Annotated in this window: 20 protein-coding genes; 10 read left to right on the top strand and 10 right to left on the bottom strand. The window is 40.0% G+C overall.

The window, feature by feature from the left end; translation table 11 throughout:
- Positions 1-47 precede the first annotated feature (47 nt).
- Complete coding sequence (locus ACE1TG_RS11270) at positions 48-1,220, top strand: DUF5667 domain-containing protein (protein WP_375052490.1); 1,173 nt, start codon at positions 48-50, stop codon at positions 1,218-1,220.
- Positions 1,221-1,262: 42 nt separating this feature from the next.
- Here the strand turns inward: ACE1TG_RS11270 and ACE1TG_RS11265 are convergent, their stop codons facing one another.
- On the bottom strand, positions 1,263-2,603 hold the full coding sequence (locus ACE1TG_RS11265) for a CoA-disulfide reductase (protein WP_375052489.1): 1,341 nt from the start codon (positions 2,601-2,603) through the stop codon (positions 1,263-1,265).
- Between the two features lie 138 nt (positions 2,604-2,741).
- Here ACE1TG_RS11265 and ACE1TG_RS11260 point away from each other — a divergent pair, with 138 nt between their 5' ends.
- Entirely contained in the window at positions 2,742-2,891 is a 150-nt protein-coding gene (locus ACE1TG_RS11260; protein ID WP_375052488.1) for a hypothetical protein, read from the top strand.
- Positions 2,892-3,195: 304 nt separating this feature from the next.
- Here the strand turns inward: ACE1TG_RS11260 and ACE1TG_RS11255 are convergent, their stop codons facing one another.
- The 4 genes from ACE1TG_RS11255 to kynU form a co-directional block, all read right to left on the bottom strand.
- Entirely contained in the window at positions 3,196-4,539 is a 1,344-nt protein-coding gene (locus ACE1TG_RS11255; RefSeq protein ID WP_375052487.1) for a sodium-dependent transporter, read from the bottom strand.
- Positions 4,540-4,617: 78 nt separating this feature from the next.
- A complete protein-coding gene (kynA, locus tag ACE1TG_RS11250) occupies positions 4,618-5,406 on the bottom strand; it encodes a tryptophan 2,3-dioxygenase (protein WP_375052610.1) in 789 nt (262 codons plus the stop codon).
- 61 nt (positions 5,407-5,467) lie between these two features.
- On the bottom strand, positions 5,468-6,100 hold the full coding sequence (gene kynB / locus ACE1TG_RS11245) for an arylformamidase (RefSeq protein ID WP_375052486.1): 633 nt from the start codon (positions 6,098-6,100) through the stop codon (positions 5,468-5,470).
- Positions 6,100-7,386, bottom strand: a complete 1,287-nt coding sequence (kynU, locus tag ACE1TG_RS11240; RefSeq protein WP_375052485.1) for a kynureninase — start codon at positions 7,384-7,386, stop codon at positions 6,100-6,102. The genes kynB and kynU overlap by 1 nt, the downstream gene beginning before the upstream one ends.
- 546 nt (positions 7,387-7,932) lie before the next feature.
- Here kynU and ACE1TG_RS11235 point away from each other — a divergent pair.
- The 6 genes from ACE1TG_RS11235 to ACE1TG_RS11210 all read left to right on the top strand — a co-directional run bounded on the left by ACE1TG_RS11235 (position 7,933) and on the right by ACE1TG_RS11210 (position 14,917).
- A complete protein-coding gene (locus tag ACE1TG_RS11235; RefSeq protein WP_375052484.1) occupies positions 7,933-9,114 on the top strand; it encodes an aminotransferase class I/II-fold pyridoxal phosphate-dependent enzyme in 1,182 nt (393 codons plus the stop codon).
- Positions 9,111-10,787, top strand: coding sequence for a thiamine pyrophosphate-binding protein (locus ACE1TG_RS11230; protein ID WP_375052483.1), 1,677 nt, complete (start codon positions 9,111-9,113; stop codon positions 10,785-10,787). Before ACE1TG_RS11235 ends, ACE1TG_RS11230 begins: the two co-directional genes overlap by 4 nt.
- Before the next feature lie 30 nt (positions 10,788-10,817).
- Entirely contained in the window at positions 10,818-12,314 is a 1,497-nt protein-coding gene (locus tag ACE1TG_RS11225; protein WP_375052482.1) for an aldehyde dehydrogenase family protein, read from the top strand.
- A gap of 235 nt (positions 12,315-12,549) precedes the next feature.
- The gene (locus tag ACE1TG_RS11220) at positions 12,550-13,722 is read left to right on the top strand and encodes a saccharopine dehydrogenase family protein (RefSeq protein WP_375052481.1); all 1,173 of its coding nucleotides are present in this window, start codon (positions 12,550-12,552) and stop codon (positions 13,720-13,722) included.
- Positions 13,723-13,812: 90 nt separating this feature from the next.
- A complete protein-coding gene (locus ACE1TG_RS11215) occupies positions 13,813-14,583 on the top strand; it encodes an IclR family transcriptional regulator (protein ID WP_375052480.1) in 771 nt (256 codons plus the stop codon).
- Positions 14,584-14,605: 22 nt separating this feature from the next.
- Positions 14,606-14,917 carry a DUF3870 domain-containing protein gene (locus tag ACE1TG_RS11210; RefSeq protein WP_209479745.1) on the top strand — a complete coding sequence of 104 codons (312 nt, stop codon included), beginning with the start codon at positions 14,606-14,608 and terminating at the stop codon, positions 14,915-14,917.
- A gap of 34 nt (positions 14,918-14,951) precedes the next feature.
- Here the strand turns inward: ACE1TG_RS11210 and ACE1TG_RS11205 are convergent, their stop codons facing one another.
- The 5 genes from ACE1TG_RS11205 to mreBH form a co-directional block, all read right to left on the bottom strand.
- Complete coding sequence (locus tag ACE1TG_RS11205; protein WP_375052479.1) at positions 14,952-16,397, bottom strand: NAD-dependent succinate-semialdehyde dehydrogenase; 1,446 nt, start codon at positions 16,395-16,397, stop codon at positions 14,952-14,954.
- A 19-nt stretch (positions 16,398-16,416) separates the two neighbouring features.
- Positions 16,417-17,607: an acyl-CoA dehydrogenase family protein gene (locus ACE1TG_RS11200; RefSeq protein WP_092505878.1), complete on the bottom strand. Its 1,191-nt coding sequence runs from the start codon at positions 17,605-17,607 to the stop codon at positions 16,417-16,419.
- 11 nt (positions 17,608-17,618) lie between these two features.
- The gene (locus ACE1TG_RS11195; RefSeq protein ID WP_375052478.1) at positions 17,619-18,779 is read right to left on the bottom strand and encodes a CaiB/BaiF CoA transferase family protein; all 1,161 of its coding nucleotides are present in this window, start codon (positions 18,777-18,779) and stop codon (positions 17,619-17,621) included.
- A 240-nt stretch (positions 18,780-19,019) separates the two neighbouring features.
- Positions 19,020-19,373 carry a DUF1428 family protein gene (locus tag ACE1TG_RS11190; RefSeq protein ID WP_375052477.1) on the bottom strand — a complete coding sequence of 118 codons (354 nt, stop codon included), beginning with the start codon at positions 19,371-19,373 and terminating at the stop codon, positions 19,020-19,022.
- Positions 19,374-20,051: 678 nt separating this feature from the next.
- Entirely contained in the window at positions 20,052-21,059 is a 1,008-nt protein-coding gene (gene mreBH / locus ACE1TG_RS11185) for a rod-share determining protein MreBH (RefSeq protein ID WP_375052476.1), read from the bottom strand.
- Positions 21,060-21,465: 406 nt separating this feature from the next.
- Here mreBH and ACE1TG_RS11180 point away from each other — a divergent pair, with 406 nt between their 5' ends.
- The gene (locus tag ACE1TG_RS11180; protein WP_375052609.1) at positions 21,466-22,308 is read left to right on the top strand and encodes a CAP domain-containing protein; all 843 of its coding nucleotides are present in this window, start codon (positions 21,466-21,468) and stop codon (positions 22,306-22,308) included.
- Positions 22,309-22,787: 479 nt separating this feature from the next.
- Positions 22,788-23,543: a lysophospholipid acyltransferase family protein gene (locus tag ACE1TG_RS11175; protein ID WP_375052475.1), complete on the top strand. Its 756-nt coding sequence runs from the start codon at positions 22,788-22,790 to the stop codon at positions 23,541-23,543.
- The last annotated feature ends 3 nt before the right edge of the window (positions 23,544-23,546 follow it).

The raw sequence follows: 23,546 nt of genomic DNA, 5'->3' as shown, positions 1-23,546 counted from the left end.
AAAATTACTCGAAATATGTAATAAGTTTAAAAAGGAGGAATAGTTTCATGCATTTATCCCAAAAATTTATTAAGATTGTAGTAAGTGCAATACTGGTTGCAACATTCACATTTACAGCAGGGCCTGGAATGGTGTTTGCGAGTGTTGACGACAAAACAGATGAATTAACTATTAAAGAGACAGAAAGTGAGACGGAAGAAGGTACCAATGAAAATGAAGATGGTAATGAAGAGGAAGATGATGCACCAAATTTAATTCCTGGGGACTTCTTCTATTTTATTAAAACTGTAAAAGAGAATATTCAATTAGCCATTACACTTGATGATTATAAGGAAAGCCAACTACTGGCTGAATTTGCTGCTGAACGTATTGCTGAGGCAAATGAACTAATTAAAGCTGGAAAAACAGAAGAAGCAACTGCTCTTCTGGAAGAAGCTTTAGCAACACAAAAAGAGGCAGAGGAAAAGCTTGATGGCTCTGAAGAATCAAATGAGACTGCAGATGGTGATACTGATGCGAATTCAGAATCAGAAGAAGGTACGGCAACTGAAGAGGATACTACAACTAAAGAAGACGGAACAGAATCTGAGGAAGGTACTACGGTAACAGATGAGGATGTCGCTGAAGATGAAGAAACAGATGATGTAAGAATCAATCTTGCAAATAACATTGATGCTTTATCAGCTGTACTAGCAAAAATCGATAATCCGAATGCACAGGCTGCGATTATGAAAAACATTCAAAAATCGTTTGCAAAACTAGCAGAAAAAATTGAAAAACGTGCTGGTAATACGGAAGAGTCAGATGAAGAAACAGAAGAAGAAACAGAAGAAGAAACTACTGAGCCTGAAGCAGATGAAGAAGAATCAGAGTTAACTGTGGTAGCATCTGAAGTGGAAAACGACGATAATGAAACAGATAAAGCTGCTGAGAGGTTAGCAAAAGCAGAAGAAAAAGCAGCTGAGAAATTAGAAAAGGCTCAAGAGATAGCCGAAAAGGCAGAAGAAAAAGCAGCCAAGAAATTAGAAAAAGCACAGGAGAAAGCTGCGAAGGCAAAAGAAAAAGCTGAAAGAAAATCTGAAAAGAAACAGGAGAAAGCACAAGAAAAAGCAGCTAAGAAACTAGAAAAAGCTGAGAAAAAAGCTGAAAAGGCACAGGAAAAAGCAGAGAAAAAGGCTGAAAAGGCAGAAGAAAAAGGCAACAAATCAAAAAATAACTAATATTCAAAAGCACCAGGATTTTTCCTGGTGCTTATCTTTTTATTATTCCATCATACTACTTGCTTTGTACCCAATGATATTTATAGGATCTTTTGGTGATGAGTATGGTGGTGCGTATCCTAGTTCAAGTTCTGCCAAGTCTGCAACAGATATTTTCCCTTTCATCGCTGTGGCAATAACGGCTAGACGTTTATCAACGCCATCCTCGCCAATGACTTGTGCTCCAAGAATTTGACCGTTATTTTCATCAAAGAGGATTTTCATGCTAACTTTCTCAGCACCAGGATAATAACCTGCATGTGATAACGATTCATGGGTTACTTCTTTAAATGGAATTGCTAGTTTATTAAGTGCAGCACTACTGTATCCGGATACTGCGACACTCAAATCAAAAACTTTAAAAATAGCTGAACCTTGTGTCCCATTATAGGCCAAATTGTTATTCTGCAGATGATTAGCGATAATAAAAGCCTGTCGGTGTGCTGGCCATGCTAATGCTACGTGGCTTGGTGTGTCGGTCAAATAGTCCTTTGATTCAACCACATCCCCTAAGGCATATATATCAGCATCATTCGTTTGCATATAATCATTTACTTTTATTGCCCCGGTCTCACCAATATCCAGTGAACTGTCCTCAGCTAGTTTGGTGTTAGGTTTAATACCAACGGCCAGAATGGTCATGTCAGCCTGAATACTTTTTCCACTGCTTAAGTGCAGTGTTGATCCATTATTGGAAAAGGAATCGAGACCATCCTCTAAGATAAGATTAACGTCTTTAGCTTTTAAATGATCCTGGATAACTCCGGCCATGTCCTCGTCGACCAGCTTCATTACTTGTTTGGAACGGTCAACCACGGTACATTCTATGTTTAATGCTTTTAGGTTCTCTACCATTTCAAGACCAACGAATCCGGCACCTATAATCGCGCAGGTGCGTGGCTTGTTTTCCTTAATAAACGCATAGATATCATCCATATCTGGAATAGTATGCAATGTAAATGTCTGTTCGGGGTTCAATCCTTCTAGGTCGGGTTCTATAGCTGAAGCACCGGGTGATAGGATTAGCTTGTTGTAGGTTTCGTGTTGGATTGCTCCATTATATTTATATTCAATTTGTTTTTGGTCACGATTTATGGAAATGACTTCTGAATCTGTTTTGAGATTTATATTGTATTTTTTGGCAAATTCATAATTATCCACTAGTAAATCATCACGTTCATCAACGGTGCCACCAATGTAATAGGGCATTCCACAGTTGGAGAAGGCTACGTAATTTCCTTTATCAAAAAGTATGATTTCTGATTCCTTGTCAACACGGCGAATTTGTGCTGCAACTGTTGCTCCACCACCAACACCGCCGACAATAATAATTCGATTTGTCATTATTATTCCTCCCACTTTTTAAATTCCCCTTATTCCATTATACTAATCATTTATGAATAAAGTTGTATTAAATGTTTTAGGGGTCTGTGGTATGTTTGTACTCAAACTGACAGGATTATACAATAGAAGGATGAGGTATTGCCACTCAGAACGGGGATCCGGCAAACAATTGAAGGGAATCCTCGTTCCGCTAATAGCAAAAAATCAGCTGAAATTGAGGCAAAAATGACAAATAGCGGAATGAGGATTCATCAAACAATCGAAGCGGATCCTCATTCCGCTAAATAGCAGAAAAGGTGCTCTCAGAAGGGTGAGACGGATCCTCGTTCCGCTAATAGCAAAAAATCAGCCGAAATTGAGGCAAAAATGACAAATAGCGGAATGAGGATTCATCCCCATGCTAAAAACGAGGGTTTTCATGGAAATAACGGAACGAGGATTCATCAAACAATCGAAGTGGATCCTCATTTCGCTAAATAGCAAAATAAGTGCTCTTGGAATCCCTCATTACGCTAATAAATGGGTTTTTCAACAAAAGACCCTATGAATGCTATCAGCAACAAAAAAAGATGCCACAATCGGCATCTTTTTTTCATAATATTCCCAATGAACCTAAGAATACAATCACAATTGTAATAGGAACTAACCATCGCATTATTTGGAACCATAGCTGATAAGTACCTGACGATAGATTATTGCTTGCATTGAATTCACGCCTCATCAGCGTTTTATCCATCTTAAATCCAATGAATAGTGCAATTAATAAACATCCACCAGGCAATAGTATATTACTCACAAGAAAATCACTTGCATCAAAAACTGTCAGATTGAATATTTTAAAATTGGCCAAGGTGCTCGATGATAGTGCGGCTGGTATACCTGCTATAAAGACAATCAAACCAGCAATCCATGCCACCTTTTTACGTGACCGTTGTTTATTGGCAGTAAAAGCTGATGTAATAATCTCTAGCATACTAAATGATGACGTTAATATAGCAAATAGGAATAATAATAAAAATAAGCTTAAAAATACTTCGCCAAAAGGCATTTGTGCGAATGCCTCAGGTAAAACCATGAACAATAATCCCGGTCCTGCTGTTGGCTCAAGTCCAAATGAGAAGACAACAGGGAAGATAGCTAAACCAGCCAACAGAGAAACGAAAATATTCATTATTGATACAGAACCTGCTGAAAACGGTAAGCTAACATCTTTACCTAAATAGGAACTATACGTGACCATTACCGAGAAGCCTACCGCTAAGGAGAAAAAGGACTGACCCAATGCGTACAAAACACTTTCGCCGGTAATTTTTGAAAAGTCAGGCTGCAGGAAGAATTTCAAGCCTTCTTGGGCTCCTTCAAATGTGACGGAGCGAATGACTAATATAATAAAAAAGATGAACAATAATGGCATTAATATTTTGCTTGCCTTCTCTATACCGCCTTTGATACCAAATGTAATAACAACAATATTTATGATTAAAAATAATCCTAAACCTAAAATCGTTATCAAAGGATTTCCGGTAATCATACCAAATAATTGCTCATAGTTGGCGTTATCCTTAATTACTAAACCAGGGATGGACAATCCACTATAAATAAGTACCCATCCACCTACGACACTGTAAAACGACATAAGGACAAATGATCCGAAAACACCCAAGCGGCCAATGATTGACCAGCCACTTTTAGGTGCTAGCTTTTTAAAAGCACTAATCGCTTCTTTTTGTGCCCCTCGTCCGATTATAAATTCAGAAATTAATAAAGGAAGACCGATAATTACTGTGAAAGCAATAAAAAGTAGAAAGAAGGCACCGCCACCATTCATTCCAGTCATATAGGGGAATTTCCATATTGCCCCAAGACCTATTGCCGCGCCTGTAGATGATAAAATAAAGCCAAGTCTGGATGACCACTGATCTCTGTCTGAATTCATATTTTGCCTCCCTTTTCTTCAATGTTGTTGTGTATTATATCATTATTTTGTCTTTGCGCAATAAAAAAAGACAACGATTTATATTTTAGTTCTTAAATCCCACAATTCAGGAAAGAAATAGTGATCTAATACTTGTTTTAAGTAACCGACACCAGATGAACCACCTGTTCCCGTTTTATGTCCGATAATCCGTTCGACTGTTTTCATGTGGCGAAAACGCCACTGCTGGAACCAATCTTCAACATCGACTAATTTCTCTGCAAGCTGGTAGAGCTCCCAATGGTCGTTTACATTTCGGTAAACTTCCATCCAGGCCTGTTCGACTGAATCATCTTTTTCATATGTTTTTGAGAAATCACGATTCAGTACATCAGGATTAATATCAAAACCTTTTCGTGCTAATGCTTGAATGGAAACGTCATAAAGCCCCGGTTTATAATAGGCATCTTCCAATATTGCATGAACCTCTGGGTCTTTTTTGTAAATCTTAAGGATATGTGGTGTTTTATAACCTAAAACAAATTCAACCAGACGATACTGATAGGATTGGAATCCGGATGCATTGCCAAGTTTGTCACGGAACTCCATGTATTCTGCGGGTGTTAATGTTGAAAGTACATCCCATGCTTTAATGATTTGTTCCTGTATTTTAGAAACACGAGCAAGCATTTTAAATGATGATTGCAGATCGTCTTCCTGGATCGAGGTCACAGCAGCTCTTGTCTCATGAATAATTAATTTAAGCCACAACTCACTGACATGATGAATGATGATAAATAACATTTCATCATGATGTCCGGATAAACGTTTTTGACTAGTCAGTAGCTGATTTAGCTGCAAGTAATCACCGTAGTTCATATCTTCCATAAAATCAGTATGAATATCCTTTTCATTATTGAATTTACTATCGCCCAAAAGATCTCCTCCTTTAAGTAAGTGGTCTTAATACAGCACGAACCGGACTTGCATCAGCACCTGCAATTGCAAGCGGAACAGCAATAAGCTCGTATTCTCCTGGTGAAACGTGGTCAAGCATAAGGTTTTCGAGAATAAAGATTCCATTGTCATATAAAGCGTGATGGGTAGCTAGATCCTTACTATCCGGAGCATCTACTGAAGGCATATCGACGCCGATCAGTTTTACGCCTTTTTCATTTAAATGAGAAGCAACACTAGGGTCTAAATCCGGCATTTTATCAGGGAAATGTTTTGGGTTATTTGGCAGAGAGGTATGCAACAACACTCTCGAGATACCTTTGAAATCAAAACCCTGTAATGTTTCGGAAGTGATTTTTTCAACATGACTAACATTAATTACTATTACTTTTCCAATCGCTAGATTTAAGTCAAGCTCATCTATTGTTCTTCCCTTTGGATCATAGTGAAAAGGTGCGTCAATATGTGTTCCTGTGTGTAAACTTCCTGTCATTTGCCCGACATTCACTGATCCTGTTTGTTCAATTGAATAGGTAAGTGAATAGTCAAAGGGCGTGTCTCCTGGAAAATGTGCCATATCATTGGTTAAAGGCTGTGAGATATCAATCCACTTTGATTCTGTCATTACGCGATAACCCCCCGTTTGTTTTCATATTTTTTATAGCGTTCTTCCTTCATAATTTGTATAAGAATATGAACAGTTTCCCACACTTCTTCAAATGTATTATACAAAGCAACAGGGGCAAGGCGAATACCGTTTGGTGTCCGAAAATCCGGTATGACGCCATCTGCTTTCAATGCTTTGCAGATCCGGGCAGCTTCCTTGTGCTCAAGGAAAACATGGCCGCCACGAGTAACCTCATCTGTTGGATTAGCTACTGTAAAATGATAATCGGATAATTCACTGTCGATTAGTTCCATTAAATAATTTGTAAGTTCAAGCGATTTTTGGCGAACCTGTCTAATACCTGCTTCATTAAACATTTCAAGTGAGCCAAGTAATGGTGCAGCACTTAATAAGTGCGGTGTACCAATTTGATAGGCACCTGCGTCATCAGCTGGTGTCAACGTATGATCCATATCGAACTGTTTTTCTTTTGCAGAACTGAACCAGCCAGCAAGTCCTGGTTCATTGCCGAAATGTTTTTGATTAACATACAGACCAGCTACACTTCCCGGACCAGCATTTAAATGTTTATAGGTACACCAGAATGCAAAATCAACGTCCCACTCGGATAGGTGGTGTGGTATCGCTCCAATTGAATGACACAAATCATAGCCGATTAGAATATTGCGTTTATGCGCCTCTTTGGTTAACCGTTCCATATCAAGAATTTGCCCGCTTCGATATAGAACACCTGGCAGTACAATTAAAGCTACATCATCAGCCATGGCTTTTATGATGTCTTCTGTCTCAAGTGTATTTCCATTATTGCTTTTGACCTGAATAAGGTGTTCATCCGGATCATACCCCTTTAGCTTTAATTGACTTTTCAAAGCATAAATATCAGATGGAAAATTCAACTCATCTGCAAGTATTTTGGTTCTCTTTTTGTCAGGTTTATAAAAACTTGCAACAAGCTGGTGCATATTAGTCGTTGTGGAGCCTGTAACAATTACTTCATCACTTTTAGCCCCAACTAGAGGTGCAGTCATCGATCCTAATTTTTCGGATAAATAAAACCAAGGATGTTCACCCTCTGTCCATCCATCAATTGCGTATTTTTTCCAAGCGTTAACGGTATCATCGACTGCTTGTTCAGCCCGCTTAGAAAGAAGCCCTAGAGAATTCCCATCTAAATAGATCGTCCCGTTTGATGTATAGAACTCTTTACGAAATTCTTTTAAGTTATCTTTTTGGTCTAAATGGGTCGCATATGTTTTCTCCGTGTTCATATCATCATACCTCATTTGCTTATAAATTTTTGGCAGTCAGTTACGTTTTACGATAAGTTTTCTAATAGCCACTTTTATAATAACAATGATTAAGAGGGTTTGAAACTTATACTTTTATATTTTTTATTGGGTGAGTTAATTTCATAAATACTTATATTCATCATTTTCCGAATTAATATTTACCTTCGTTTATTCAAAGTAATACGATCGTTGATTGAAACGGAAGGCGGCGACTCCTGCGGGAATAGCAAACGCTTTTTTGCGATTGAAGCGAAGCGTAATGAGCATGAGCCTTGAGACCCCGGAGTGCGATAGCACGAGGAGGCTCAAGCAATGCCCGCGGAAAGCGTCCGCCTGCAGTGGAAATCAACAGGCCAAGCACATTTACAAATAGTTGATCTACTGCATTATTTTTGAATTATGAAATTGATTTGAGTGGACAAGACTTTTGAATCATTTAAATTCTGTATATTAAAAACAATTGCAAATTTTGAAATACTGATTTATACTTAAGTTAAATATGAAATAGCGTTTTACTATATGAAATATGGAGGGGAAAGCATGTCCTTTGTTTCTGACAAAGTAAAGAATTTGCCACCCTATTTATTTTCAGCGTTTCAACAAAAGAAAAAGGAACTGGAAGCTAATGGTGTAGATGTAATCGATTTGGGGATTGGTGCACCTGATCTGCCAACACCTGATTTTGTGATTGATAGACTGACTGAGGAGTCCAGGATTACTGAAAATCATCGCTATTCGACCTATAGCGGATGCATGGAATTCAAGCATGCTGTAGCAGAATTTTATAAAAAACAGTATGATGTTGATTTAGATCCAGAAACAGAGGTTATGGCTGTCATTGGTTCAAAGGAAGGAATAGCAAACCTAATGCAGGCTACTCTAAATCAAAATGACACGGTATTAGTTCCAGACCCTGGTTATCCTGTTTATCGGACAGCTGTCCACTTAGCTGGAGGGGAGAGTGTTCCTCTTCCACTAGATATACAGAATGGCTATATTCCGTTATATGATCACGTGGAGGATGCCTCGGTACAACTGGCAAAATTAATGCTGCTGAATTACCCAAGTAATCCGACAGCTGCAACCGTTCATTTAAATACATTTTTGAAAGCGATTACATTCGCTAATGAAAATAACCTGTTACTTGTGCATGATGCTGCCTATGACATGGTTACTTACAACGGGTACAAGGCGCCTAGTGTGATGCAGGTTCCTGGTGCGAAAGAAAATGCTGTTGAATTCGGATCGTTGTCAAAGAGCTTTAATATGACTGGTTGGCGTATTGGGTACATGGTTGGGAATAAAGAAGTGATTAAGGCTTTAGCAACGTATAAAAGCAATATTGATACGTGCCAGTTTCTCCCTATTCAAAAAGCAGCTGCCACCGCGTTGAAAAGTGATTTTTCCGAAGTAGCCAACAATAACAAAATTTATCAGGAACGAATGGAAAAATTACACAAAGCCTTCCAGGAACTTGGTATATATGCAGAAAAGCCGAACGGCACCATTTTTCTTTGGGCAAAGGTTCCTGATGGATTCTCGTCGATGTCATTTGCTGACAAGTTGCTTGAGGAGGCTGGGGTTATCGTAACACCTGGTAGCGCATTTGGATCACGTGGTGAAGGCTTTATCCGAGTTGCACTTACGGTGACTTCAGAACGGTTAGATGATGTGATTAATAGAATTAAAAAATTAGATCTCAAGGAGGTGACCCAAAAGTGAAAAGTTTGGAAGATGCAATCCGAAAACCAAAAACCCAAACAGCAGCCCAAGCAATTGTGGAATGCCTGAAAATAGAAGGGATTTCAAATGTATTCTGCGTTCCTGGTGAAAGTTATTTGCCTGTGTTAGATGCATTACATGATGAAGAGAGCATACGTGTTATAGCCGCAAGACATGAAAGTGGAGCAGCGTTTATGGCTGAAGGGTATGCCAAATCAACCTTAAAGCCTGGGATTGTACTTGCTACCCGTGGGGTTGGAGCAGCAAACCTTTCAATTGGAGTGCATACTGCATACCAGGACTCAACTCCTATGGTTGTATTTCTGGGACAGGTACATAGCAAGTTTAGAGGCAGAGAGGGATTTCAGGAAGTTGATCTTGACCGTTATTTTCAGCATATTGCCAAGTGGGCAGTGGAGGTTAATGATGCAAAGCGCATGCCTGAGATTGTTCAGCGGGCATTTCGAATTGCCCAAACAGGAAGGCCTGGTCCAGTTATCATCTCACTGCCGGAGGATGTTCTCCCAGTTGAGGATGCTATGCAATTTGGGCCTGTAACGGTTAAACCAAAACCAGTACCAGCCCAACAGGAAATTGACCATGTTGAAGCATTGCTTTCAAAAGCTAAAAAGCCATTGATTATTGCTGGAGGCGGGATAAAAAGCTCACAGGCGGAAAAAGGTCTGTTAGCTTTTGCAGAAAAGTATACAATCCCTGTTATGGCCGCATTTCGCAGACAGGATGTTTTTCCGAATGATCATCCGTTATATGTTGGACATCTTGGGCTTGGGACCAATAAAAAGGTGCTGCAAACCGTCGAGCAGGCAGACCTGGTTATCGCACTCGGCACTCGCCTTTCAGAAGTAACGACACAGGATTATCAGATTATTAAACCAGACAAACAACTTATCCATATTGATATAAGTTATGACACAATCGGCAAGGTTTACGCACCAGATGCAGGAATTGTAGCTGATGTTGGCGAAGCATTACAAGTGTTAGGTAGTATAACTGTCAATTGTGAGTGGGGTAATTGGGTGAAGGAACGTCGAAAAGTACATGAGGAGGTAAGCAGTTTAAAAGTTTCTCATAATGACGTGATTAATAAGCATATTATAGCGTTGATGGAGAAAAAATTGCCCAAAGATGCGTTATTAACGAATGATGCGGGAAATTTTGCTGGGTGGCTGCATGCCTTTTATCCATTTACCGAAAAACATACGTATGTAGGGCCAACATCTGGAGCGATGGGTTATGGAATGCCAGCAGCGCTTGGGGCAAAATTGGCCTTTCCGGGAAAAACAGTTGTTTCTTTATCTGGTGATGGAGGTTTTATGATGACCGTCCAGGAATTGGAAACAGCAGTTAGATACAATATTCCCATCATATGTCTGGTTTTTAATAATAACATGTATGGAACCATCCGCATGCACCAGGAAATTCATTATCCGAAGAAGGTTGTTGGCACTGATTTAGGAAATGTATCCTTTAAGGATTTGGCATTGAGTGTTGGTGCCGATGGTTATCAGACTGCAACACTAGAATCTTTTGCTGAAGCTTTTGAACTGGCTTTGGAAAAAGGCAGGCCAGCAGTGATTGAAATTTTGACCGAAAAAGAACAGATTTCAGTTTCATCCACGATTACGCAAATTCGTGATCGTGCTGCAAAATAGATTACACACTAATTTTAGGAGGTATTTATTATGGCTGAAACATTACTCAAGACAGAAAAACTTAAAAACTTTATCAATGGTGAGTGGATTGATGTTAATGAAATGACCGCGGTTATTAATCCAGCAAATGGAAAAACGGTTGTTGACGTGCCATTATCAGGCAGTGAGGATGTAAACACTGCTGTTAAGGCTGCTAAAAAGGCGCAAAAGGAATGGGCGCAAGTTCCGGCACCACAACGTGCGGAAGCGCTGTTCCAAGTTGGAAATATCATGAAAGAACGTAAAGAACGGTTATCTCAATTACTGACAATGGAGAATGGAAAAGTAATAGAAGAAGCTCGTGGCGAAGTGCAAGAGGGAATTGATATGGCCTTTTACATGGCTGGAGAAGGCCGCCGGATGTTTGGACAGACGACACCTGCAGAACTAAAGGATAAATTTGCGATGAGTCAGCGTTGCCCGGTTGGTGTTGTTGGAATTATCACACCATGGAATTTTCCAATTGCCATTGCAACTTGGAAGTCATTTCCTGCGATTGTCGCGGGTAATGCAGTTGTTTGGAAGCCGGCGACAGAGACTCCAATTATGGCGTTTGAGCTTGCAAAGATTTTCGAAGAGGCAGGGTTACCAAAGGGTGTTGTAAACGTCGTCTTTGGCAAGGGATCTGCAGTTGGTGATGCAATGGTTAACCATGATGATATTCGGGTCATTTCATTTACCGGATCGAATGATACTGGCCGAAGCATTGCAAGTAAATGCGGGGAACAGCTGAAAAAAGTGTCACTTGAAATGGGTGGAAAGAATGCCGTAATTGTTATGGATGATGCGGACCTTAACCTTGCCGTCGAAGGTATTTTATGGAGTGCTTTCGGAACAAGTGGTCAACGTTGCACAGCATGCAGCCGTGTAATTGTTCATGAAGATGTAAAAGAAAGATTAGAAGAGCGTCTGCTTGTTGAAATGGAGAAGTTAACAATTGGCGATGGTCTTGATGAGTCAATAAAAGTAGGGCCGATCATTAATAAAGCAGGTCTTGAGAAAATCAAAAAATATATTCAGATTGGGAAAGATGAAGGAGCGAAAATGCTTGCTGGAGGCTATGTGATGGATGAAGGTGATCATGCTAAGGGACACTATTTTGCCCCAACATTGTTCACAGATGCCACGGCTGACATGCGTATTTCACAAGAAGAAATCTTTGGGCCAGTTGTTTCATTAGTACCCGTAAAAAGCTTTGAAGAAGCAATCGAGGTTAATAATGGAGTGGAATTTGGGTTATCAAGCTCAATTTTCACAGGTGATGTCAATCGCGTATTTAAAGCACAACGTGACCTTGATACAGGGATTGTCTACGTCAATGCTGGTACAACAGGGGCAGAAATTCATCTACCATTCGGTGGGACAAAAGGAACTGGTAACGGGCACCGTGACTCTGGCGTTCAGGCGCTTGATGTATTTACTGAATGGAAAGCAGTCTATGTGGACTTCAGTGGAAAACTGCAGCGCGCTCAAATAGACGTTGAGTAGGAACAAAAGCGAAGGCGACTGATCAGCGACGTATGGAATGGACTGATCCGTATGAGATAAAGGAAACGCGAAGAGCGTAAGCGAATCGACGTTGACTTATCGTAAGGAGGAGAAGGAAGTCCACTAGTCGCTAGGAGCCGTAGCTAGAAAAAGAAAAGCGTACGACTAATTAGAAAATAGTTATATAAGGTGGGTATTAACTCTATAAAATCTATACAGGGAGTGTGAATGATGTATGAAAATAGGTGTATTAGGATCTGGATTAATGGGGAAAGAAGCTGCACGCGATTTAGTAGGAAGTGAAGGTGTAACTGCTGTAGGATTAGCAGATATTGATTTAAAGAGAGCCCAGCAGGTTTGCGATCAATTAAATTCTACTAAACTGACAGCTTATCAAGTAAATGCCAGCGATGAACAGGAATTGGCTACCTATATGCGCCAGTTTGATGTGATCATAAACGCCTTGTTTTATTCATTTAATGAAATTGTTGCCAAAACAGCAATCCAGGTTGGAGTTAATTCAGTAGATTTGGGCGGTCACATTGGCCACATGACAGACAAAGTTTTGGCGATGAAAGAGGATGCAGCAGCTGCGGGAGTTACTTTAATACCTGACTTGGGGGTTGCTCCAGGTATGATCAATATTCTGTCTGGTCATGGTGCAAGTAAGTTAGATAAATTAGAGGAAATAAAACTATATGTAGGCGGGATACCACTTAAACCAGAGCCACCATTTGAATATAATCATGTATTTTCAATGGAAGGTGTATTTGATCACTATACAGATCCATCCCTTATTGTTCGAAATGGAGTGAAGCAGGAAGTGCCATCGTTAACAGAGGTTGAACGTGTTTATTTTGAAAAATTTGGACCGTTGGAAGCCTTCCATACATCTGGCGGGACATCTACACTATCAATCTCATACCCGAACTTAAAAACGCTGGAATATAAAACAATCCGTTATCCAGGTCATGCCGAGAAGTTCAAATTACTTGTTGACCTTAATTTGACACGGATGGATTATCAAGTAGATGTTAACGGACAGCAAATTAACCCGAGAGAGGTATTGCTAAAAGTTCTCGATCCGATTGTCGATCTAAAGGAAAAGGACGATGCAGTATTATTGCGGATAAAAGTTTCCGGCGAAAAAGATGGAAGACCTAAGACATATGAGTACGAAATGACGACATATAAAGATAGAGCAACCAATGTGACAGCAATGGCCCGTGCAACAGCCAATACAATCTCGGCAGTTGCACAAATGATTGGAAATGGTACAATTTCTAAACGAGGTGTATTCCCTCCAGAGCAATGTGTCCCGGGGGAAATCTATATGAAGGAAATGGCAAAACGTGATGTAAACATACTAGAGTCGGGCAATACAGAAAAAGAGCATGTAAATATCTAATAACTTTGTTGAGGTTGTCCCACATCAAATGAGGCAGCCTCACTGCTTTATACGATATATTAAATTAGGATGCAGCAAGGAGATCTCGGCATGAATCAAAGTGTGATAAAAGCATTAAAACTACTAAATTACTTTACAGTGGAAACACCAGAATTAACATTGAAAGAGATTGCTAACCTGGCTAATATCCCAAAACCAACAGCGTACAGGTTGCTATCCGCCCTGGAAACTAGTGATTTTTTATATAAAACAAAGGAAAATGAGCATGACAGCCGGTACCGGTTAGGGTTAAAGTTACTTGAGCTGGGACAGATCGTGTCAGACCAGCTGGAAATAAGAACGATTGCTTTGCCATTTATGGAAGAACTCGCACAAGACATTAATGAAGTTATTCACTTGGTTATTTCAAGTCAGGATGAAGCGACGTACATTGAAAAAGTGGACAGTTCAAGAGCGTTACGTCTGTACACTAGAATTGGGAAAAGCTCACCACTTTATGTTGGGTCGGGCCCCAAGATGCTGCTTGCTAATATGCCACGTGAACGGCAGGAAGAATTATTAAGTGATTCCGAACTATATCGTTTAGGTGACAATACTCCAATCGATAAACAGCAACTAATGCAGCAACTGGAAACAATCTACCAGGATGGATATGCATACAGTATTGGGGAGCAAGATGCAGATACGACAGGAATTTCCTATCCAATTTACGATTCCCGGGGTCAAGTTATTGCTGCACTAGCTGTCAGTGGTTTATCCAGTCATTTTGAAGGAGATAACCTAAAACTGCTAAAAAATAAAACAAAACAATCTGCCCAGACCATTTCGAGGCAATTAGGTTATCGCGGGCCAGATTTATAACTTCGAAGGGATCTGAATACTTATGAATACAGTCTTTATAGCAGGCCATGCCAGGTTGCCATCCGGAATGGCTGCAAAAAACATGTATGAAACATTGACCATCACTGCTGAAATTGACAAAAAATACGGCGTGATTGTAGCAGCTAATTGTACACTGGCAACGGAGCATGGAAGGCAATTTGTGCAGCAATTGCTTAGAGGGCATAGCTTGCAGGATGGAATTGAAATGCCTGTTGAGGAAGTAAAAGAGCATTACTTAGGTAAAGCTGGAAATGCACTGGCATCTGCATTGAATGATTTATATAAGCAGTATGAGCACTACTTGGGTAACTAAGATACCCCCACCAAAGAAAGGTGGGGGTACAACTTTATTCTATCCCCATTGATACATATTTCTTTTCCAAAAATTCATCCATACCGTAGTGTCCGCCTTCTTTCCCAACACCTGATTGCTTGATACCGCCAAATGGAGCTTCAGCAACTGCTGGAAAGACATCATTCACACCAACAATTCCATATTCAAGCTTTTCAGAAACCCGGATAGCACGGCTTGTCGTTTCTGTGAAAATATAGGCGGCCAACCCGTAATCGGTATTATTTGCATTTTGAATTGCGGTCTTTTCGTCTGTAAACGTTTGAATTGGCATGACAGGGCCAAAAGTTTCTTCATTCATGATGAGCATATCATCTGAAATGTTTGATAGAACAGTAGGCTGATAGAAATATCCTTTCATATCGCCTGACCATTTATTACCGCCTGTAACAATAGCTGCTCCTTTTTCAATCGCATCATCAAGATGTCTCTGAACTTTCTCTGATGCTTGCTGATTAATTAATGGGCCAAGGTCCGTATCGTCAGCTAGGCCGTACCCTATTTTCAGCTTTTTGACTTTTTCAGTAAGCTGTTGTGTGAAGCTGTCTCTAACGGAATCATGAACATATATCCGATTAGCACAAATACACGTTTGGCCATTATTTCGAAACTTGCTTGCTAATGCAAGGGTAGTTGCTTTATCTATATCTGCATCGTCAAATACAATAATTGGTGCATGACCGCCAAGCTCAAGTGATAGTTTTTTAACATGATCAGCACTTTCCCGCATTAAATGTTTTCCGACTTCTGTTGAACCAGTGAATGTTATCAAACGAACTTCTTTACTCGTAAGCATCGTATTTCCGGTTGCTTCTGCATCTCCAGTCACTAAATTTACAACACCATTAGGCATGCCTGCGCGCTCAAGTATCTTGACAATTTCAATGGCTGATAAAGGTGTTTCTGGAGCAGGCTTCAACACTACAGTACAACCGGCAGCTAATGCAGGTGCAATTTTTCTGGTTATCATAGATGCGGGAAAATTCCACGGTGTAATAGCACCGACCACGCCAACAGGTTGCGGAATGACCAGTAGTCGCTTTGATTTATTAGAAGATGGAATCCATTCTCCGTATGCACGACTTGCTTCTTCGGCATACCAAAGTAAAAAGCTTGCTGCACCTTTAACTTCACCTTTTGCCTCTTTAATTGGTTTGCCTTGCTCAGTCGTTAAAATTTCCCCTAATCGGTCAACGTCTTCAAGCATAAGTTCGTGCGCTTTGTATAATATGCGTGACCGTTCACGACCTGTCATTTCACCCCATAGCTGAAATGCCCCTGATGCAGCAGTGATTGCCTCTTCAGTTTCGGTTGCTCCACCATAAGCCACTTTTGTTATTGGCTCTAGTGTAGCGGGGTTGTATATAGTATCCGCTTGCTGTGAATCTACATCCAGCCATTTACCATCAATAAAAATACTTTTTGTTTCATTTTCAAACATATGTGAGCCCCTCCTTAGACTATTTTCCTTCCCAGGCTGGCAACATCTTATTTAATTGCTTATCCTGTCGATAACCCAATACATAATCTGCCTGCATTAAAGTATGGACTTCCCGTGTTCCTTCATAAATAACTGGTGCTTTTGAGTTACGCAGGTAACGTTCAACAGGATATTCATCTGAATAGCCATATGCCCCGTGAACTTGAACGGCGTCGTCAGCTGCTTTGTTGGCGAAATCGCATGCCTGCCATTTTGCAATTGACGTTTCACGTGTGTTTCGTTTTCCTTCGTTTTTCAATTCACCTGCCCGATAAACGAGTAGGCTGCTCATTTGCAGTCCTGCTTCCATATTGGCAATCATGCGTTGAACAAGCTGATGTTTTCCGATTGGTTTTCCAAATGTTTCGCGTTCATGGCAATATTTCACACTTGCTTCAAGGCATGCTCTTATTTGCCCGACTGCACCAGCAGCAACAGTAAACCGCCCGTTATCAAGTGATGCCATTGCTATTTTGAATCCTTCACCTTCTTCACCGAGCAAGTTTTCTTTTGGAACCTTTACATTGTCAAAAAATAGTTCCCCAGTGTTACCAGCTCGAATACCTAACTTTCCTTTCGTCGCTTTTGAGGAAAAACCCTCCCATGTTCGTTCAACAATAAATGCAGAAATGCCATGATGTTTACTGTCCTTGTCGGTATAGGCAAAAACAAGAAAATTATCAGCAGTATCACATAAGGAAATCCATGTTTTTTGACCGTTTAAAATATAATGATCGCCATCTTTAACTGCAGTGGACTGTAATGCGGAAACATCTGATCCAGCACCAGGTTCGGTTAACCCAAAGGCGCCAACCTGTTCACCTTTTGCTTGTGGAATTAAGTACTTTTCTTTTTGCTGTTCAGTACCCCATTGAAGTAAGGACATACTGTTAAGCCCGGTATGGACGGAAACTGAAGTACGAAATGCTGTATCGCCACGTTCCAGTTCCTCACAGACAATTGCCAGTGAATTATAATCCATCCCACTGCCACCGTATCTTTCTGGAATACATACACCCATTAATCCAAGATCGGCGAGTTTTTTCATAATGGAAGGGTCGAATTTTCCTTCGCGGTCCCAGTCAGCAATATTAGGCATTATCTCTTTATCAACAAAATTTCTTACCGTAGTACGCAGCATTGTTTGTTCTTCTGAAAAATTAAAATCCATCTAATCATCTCCTAATTGTTCGTTTTTGATATTCCTAATTGAGTTAAAATCTCATCAGTATGTTCACCAGCATCTGGTGGGTGGTGTTTTAGCTGAAAAGGTGTGCGTGAAAGCTTAAGTGGACTCCCAATCATTCGAATGGATCCTGCAGTCGGATGAATACTATCAATAAACATATCCCGTTCATTTAGCTGCGGATCGTTTGCTACTTGATCAATTGTCTGGATAGGTCCGCATGGGATATTATTTTTTTCGCAATTTTCCTGCCAGTATGCTGTTGATTTGGTTAAAAAAACATCTTGTAACAACGGAACAAGCTCTTCCCGGTGTTCAACGCGATCGGGATTTGTTTGAAATCGCTTATCTGATGCATATTCTGGTTTCCCTAAAATATTGCAAAGTCGCTTGAACTGATTGTCGTTCCCAACTGCAATGACCATTTCACCATCAGTTGTTTTAAAAGTCTGGTAAGGCACAATATTGGCATGATGATTCCCAAGCGCAGTCGGAATTTTTTCAGCCATTAAGTAGTTACTGCCAATATTTACGAGAGCACTGACGGCAGAGTCATAAAGAGAAATATCCAGTTTTTGTCCTTCACCTGATTGTGTACGTTCGAGCAGTGCACCCTGAATTCCGATACAAGCATATAACCCCGTTAAAATATCAGTAATTGCTACACCCATTTTTTGTGGACCTGATTCTTTGTCACCAGTAATGCTCATAAGACCACTCATCGCTTGAATAATAAAGTCATATCCCGGCATATCCTGGTATGGACCGGTTTCACCAAATCCGGTAATAGAACAATATACAATACCAGGGTTAATTTTTGCGAGTGTATCGTAATCCAAACCAAATTGCTTCATTTTCCCGGACTTAAAGTTATTGATGATGACATCGCTTTCATTCACGAGTTTTTTAATAACCTCAATCCCTTCATCCGACTTCAGATCGACAGTTATACTTTTCTTATTGCGATTGGCACTTAGGTAATAAGCGCTCACACCATTCTGAAAAGGAGGACCCCATTTGCGCGTTTCGTCACTTCCACCGGGTGCCTCTACTTTTATTACCTCTGCACCAAGGTCACCTAGAATCATTGTGCAGTAGGGCCCAGCCAGCACACGTGACAAATCAAGAACCTTGATATTTTCAAGTGCTCCAGTCATTTGCTCACTCCTTTCTTAAATAAAATAAGCCACTCCAAAATGACTACAGACTACCCTGTAAGTCAATTTGAACTGGCTTTTACCTGTTGAATCAGAACTGGAATAGAACTGTAAACAGATTAGGCAGCATTCATTTGATTCGTGCGTCCTTTATTGATCATGTGTTTTTAACGCGGAGACGTTTATACATGATTCACTATCTATATAGTATTATATTCAGAAAAATTTGTAAATAGTTATCTAGTATTCTGTTGAAAAAGTTGCAGTTACTACTTTTGATAAATCAATAATCCGTGTCATCTTATCAAACAAGTCGTTGATATCCGGATCGTCATTAACTTGGTTTAATACATCATCATGATGATTTTTATTACGGAAAACAGATTGACCGAAATAAACAACTTCATTTTCTTTTACATCGACAATGTCAAGCAGCCCTGCACATCCATATTTCCCGTTAAGATCATCGGCATGATAAGTCTTATCTTCCAAAGCACCTTTTGCTAAGTATATTTCACTTGCTTTCTCATTAATATCTGTAAAAGTTTGAGCATGCTCTTTATTTACACGGTACAGATAAATAACTGTAAACATTTTATCACCTCTTTAGACTTACACTATGAATTCAACATCAATTGTGAAAATCCTTCAACTGCAGACAACATTTGTCCAACCATTTGATAAAGTTGGCACTTGAATGAAGACTTGGCGATGAGCACAATGTTGCGCAACAGAAGAGAGGGCGAGAATCAACAGAAGAGGGGCATGAATCGACAGAAGAGGGGCGTGAATCAACAGAAGAGGAGCGTGAATCAACAGAAGGGAAGCGAGAATCAACAGAAGAGGGGCGTGAATCGACAGAAAGGGAGCGTGAATCAACAGAAGCGGGGCGTGAATCGACAGAAGGGGAGCGTGAATCAACAGAAGGGGAGAGTGAATCGACATAAGATGAGCGTGAATCAACAGAAGAGGGGCGAGAATCGACAGAAAGGGAGCGTGAATCAACAGAAGAGGAGCGTGAATCGACAGAAGGGGAGCGTGAATCAACAGAAGCGAGTGGTGAATCAACAGAAGGGGAGAGTGAATCGACATAAGATGAGCGAGAATCAACAGAAGAGGGGCGAGAATCGACAGAAAGGGAGCGTGAATCAACAGAAGAGGAGCGTGAATCGACAGAAGAGGGGCGTGAATCATCAGAAGAAGCGCATGGGTCAATGCTCTTAACTGCTAAGAAAAACCGTGCCCATTGCTGGTACACGGCTTTTATCAGCACTATTTTGCTGCTTTTTGTAATTTTGTTATCATTTTGAGTGCTCGTCCTGTTCCAATTGCAACTGATTCCAGTGGATTTGGTGCAATATGAACAGGTACAATTATTTCGTCTGCTAACCAGTCTTTCATACCATTTAGTAAGGCACCGCCTCCGGTTAGCACAATTCCGCGGTCAACAATATCCCCGCTTAATTCTGGAGGACATTCTTCCAATGTTGCACGAATTGTTTCCAGGATTTGCTGAAGAGATTCTTTTAATGCAGAATAAATTTCCCTTGAAGAAACAGTTACGGTTTTCGGTAAACCTGTTACCATGTCTCGACCACGCACTTCCATTTTTTCCTCGGTATGTTCCTCATGTGCATGGCCGATATCCATTTTAATATTTTCGGCAGTACGCTCACCGATTAAAATGTTGTATTTTTTTCGAATGAAATGGGTTATTTCTTCGTCCATCTTGTCTCCACCGATGCGGATGGAATTACATGAAACAACGCCACCAAATGAAATAATACCAACTTCAGATGTTCCGCCACCGATATCAACGATTACATTTGCAATTGGTTCATCAACAGGTAAATCAGCACCAATTGCAGCAGCTACTGGTTCTTCTATTAAATGAACATGCTTAGCACCGTAGCTTGTTACAGCGTTATGAATGGCGCGACGTTCAACTGTTGTGCTTCCTGATGGCGTACATACAACTACAGTTGGTTTGCGCATGGACAGCCCCATTTTTTTACTTACCTTTTTCAAAAAGGCTTTAAGCATTTGGGCGGTAACGTCGTAGTCAGCGATAACACCATCTTTTAATGGTCGTATCGGCACTATATTTTGTGGCGTTTTACCGACCATTTCTTTAGCTTCAGATCCGACAGCTACAACCTGTTTCGTATTCATATCAATAGCCACAACTGATGGCTCGTTCAAGACAATTCCCTTAGTCTTTGAATAAATAAGTATATTTGCAGTACCTAAATCGATTCCAATCTCTGCATTAGATAACATATAAGCTCCTCCAATGATGACAGTTTTTCTCTATATCATTTCTATACTGTACCACAGTTTTTGGGGGTAGATAAAGAACTTACATAAATTGGCTTTAACACCAGTGCAATAGGGAAAATAAGACAAAAATCAAGTAACAATACGATTACAAATTACGGCTTTTTGTAATATAACAGGTGGCGTTTTTGAAGTGTCAATAGGAATTTAGTTGCAATTTTTTCCTGTAGTTCGAAGTTTTTCCTGATAATTGATGGAATAATCTATCTTGAAATCTATTATCATAGGATTATTTATAAGTCTACGTGTCATTATTGCCAGAATGGAAATGGGTGCCAATAATATTACAAGAAACACATGGTATGATTATTTTGCAACACAAAAAACCGATAGGAGAGGTGTAAAACACATGTTTAACAAAATAATAGTCTCAACATTATCCGCAGCATTATTATTCGGTGGAGCTTTTCAAACTTCTGCAGATGCATCTGCAAACACAGGGCAATCTCAGGATCAATTATATACTAAAGTATTTTATTCTATTAATGGGGAGCAAGCCTCAAAAGAGAAATTTAATAATCTATTAAACAACTATTTTAAAGACTTTAAAATAAAGTGGAACAAACAACAAAAACAGTCAGATGAACAGCCAAATAAAGAAGAGCAGAAACAGGAAAAGCCTGAGCCTAAGAAAGAACAACCTAAAAAAGAACAACCACAGGCAAATGAACAAAAACAAAAACAGCAAGAAAAGCAACAACAACCAGAGAAAAAACAAGAGCAACCAACTGAGCAAACAGAAGCTCCAGCACCACAACAGCAGGAAACAACTAAACAACAAGAGCAGAAAGAACAAACACAACAATCACAACAGTTAAATGAATTCGAACAACAAGTGGTTGAACTTACAAACAAAGAACGGACTGCTCAAGGTCTAGAACCACTTAAAGTTGATACTGAGCTAAGCAAGGTTGCACGTGAGAAGTCTCGTGATATGTCTGCAAACAATTACTTCTCACACAATAGTCCAACTTACGGTTCACCTTTTGATATGATGAAACAATTTGGAATATCCTATCAAACTGCTGGTGAAAACATCGCAAGAGGCCAACGCACTCCGCAAGAAGTAGTAAATGGCTGGATGAACAGTGAAGGTCACCGTAAAAATATCATGAACCCTGACTTCACTCACATTGGTGTAGGATATGTAGAGCAAGGAAACTATTGGACACAACAATTTATTGGTAAGTAAATATTTTTGAGAGACTGACTTCGGTCGGTCTCTTTTTGTTGTATAGGAAATAAAAGTACAGTGGATAACTGGATTTCCGAATCAGCGACTTCCAGCATAAGCGCCTAGTGGACTTCCCTCTCCAAGTCTACGATAAGAAAAAAAGGATGTTCGACTAAAACTACCACATCATGTGGCAACGTTGAACTACCCACGTCCTGTGGGGCAGCTTACGCTCTTCGTGTATTCTTTATCTCAAGGAAAAGGAAGAACGACTAACATCGCTGCTTTGCGCGGCAACGTCGACCCACCCGCAGCGCTGAGCACAGCCCATACGGCGCTGAACAGGCGTTAGCGACTTTGTTCGCGGATAAGAGAGTATAAATACTTTTTACTGTATAAGTTTCGCCGTTAAAGCTTTGCGATAAAGTTTCTATTAACCTCTTGCGATTCCAGAATTCAACGGTATAATTAACTTGTTGGTACGAGGGGGATTATAAATGATTCGAAGCTTAAAAATATACATATACGCTATTTTAATTGTGATTGGGAGCGGATTTAAACTGCGCAGGGCAAAAAAATTCACATCTCAATCCTATAATAAACTAAATGAAGAAAAAATATTTGCTGGACCGAAGATGGTTTCACAAAAAGTCATTCAAAAAACAAAATCGGACGTTCATGTCTACGGACAGGAAAACCTGCCGGAGGAAGCTGTTTTATTTGTTGCCAACCACCAGGGATTATTCGATATATTGGCTTTAATTGGTTATTTAGGAAAGCCAATTGGATTTATTGCAAAAAAAGAGACTAAAAAGCTTCCAATAGTAAGTACATGGATGGAATTAATTCATTGTGTATTCATCGATCGAAGTGACCGCCGACAGGCAGTTAAGGATATTAGTCAAGGAATTTCATATTTGAAAAATGGGCACTCGATTGTTGTCTTTCCTGAAGGTACGAGAAGTCGGGGAAGCAAACTGAATGAATTTAAATCAGGTAGCTTGCGATTGGCTACAAAAGCAAAAGTCCCGATTGTACCGGTAGCAATAAATGGAACCTACCAAATGATGGAGGAGGATAAAGGCAAATTAAAGCCATCGACAATCACGATGACTATCACCGAACCAATTTATCCAACTGATTATCAGGACCAAAAACATGGAGAGCTTGCCGCGAGTATCCAAACGACAATAGAGGAAACCATTCGGTCTGCACCCCCAAATAAATATGAAGGAACTAAGGCTGTCCATTAGTGG

Origin of the sequence: Virgibacillus sp. JSM 102003 (assembly GCF_041949995.1) — a bacterium.
Classification (GTDB): domain Bacteria; phylum Bacillota; class Bacilli; order Bacillales; family Amphibacillaceae; genus Lentibacillus.
Note: the sequence above shows the minus strand (reverse complement) of the source record. Positions and strands in the feature narration are given on the sequence as shown.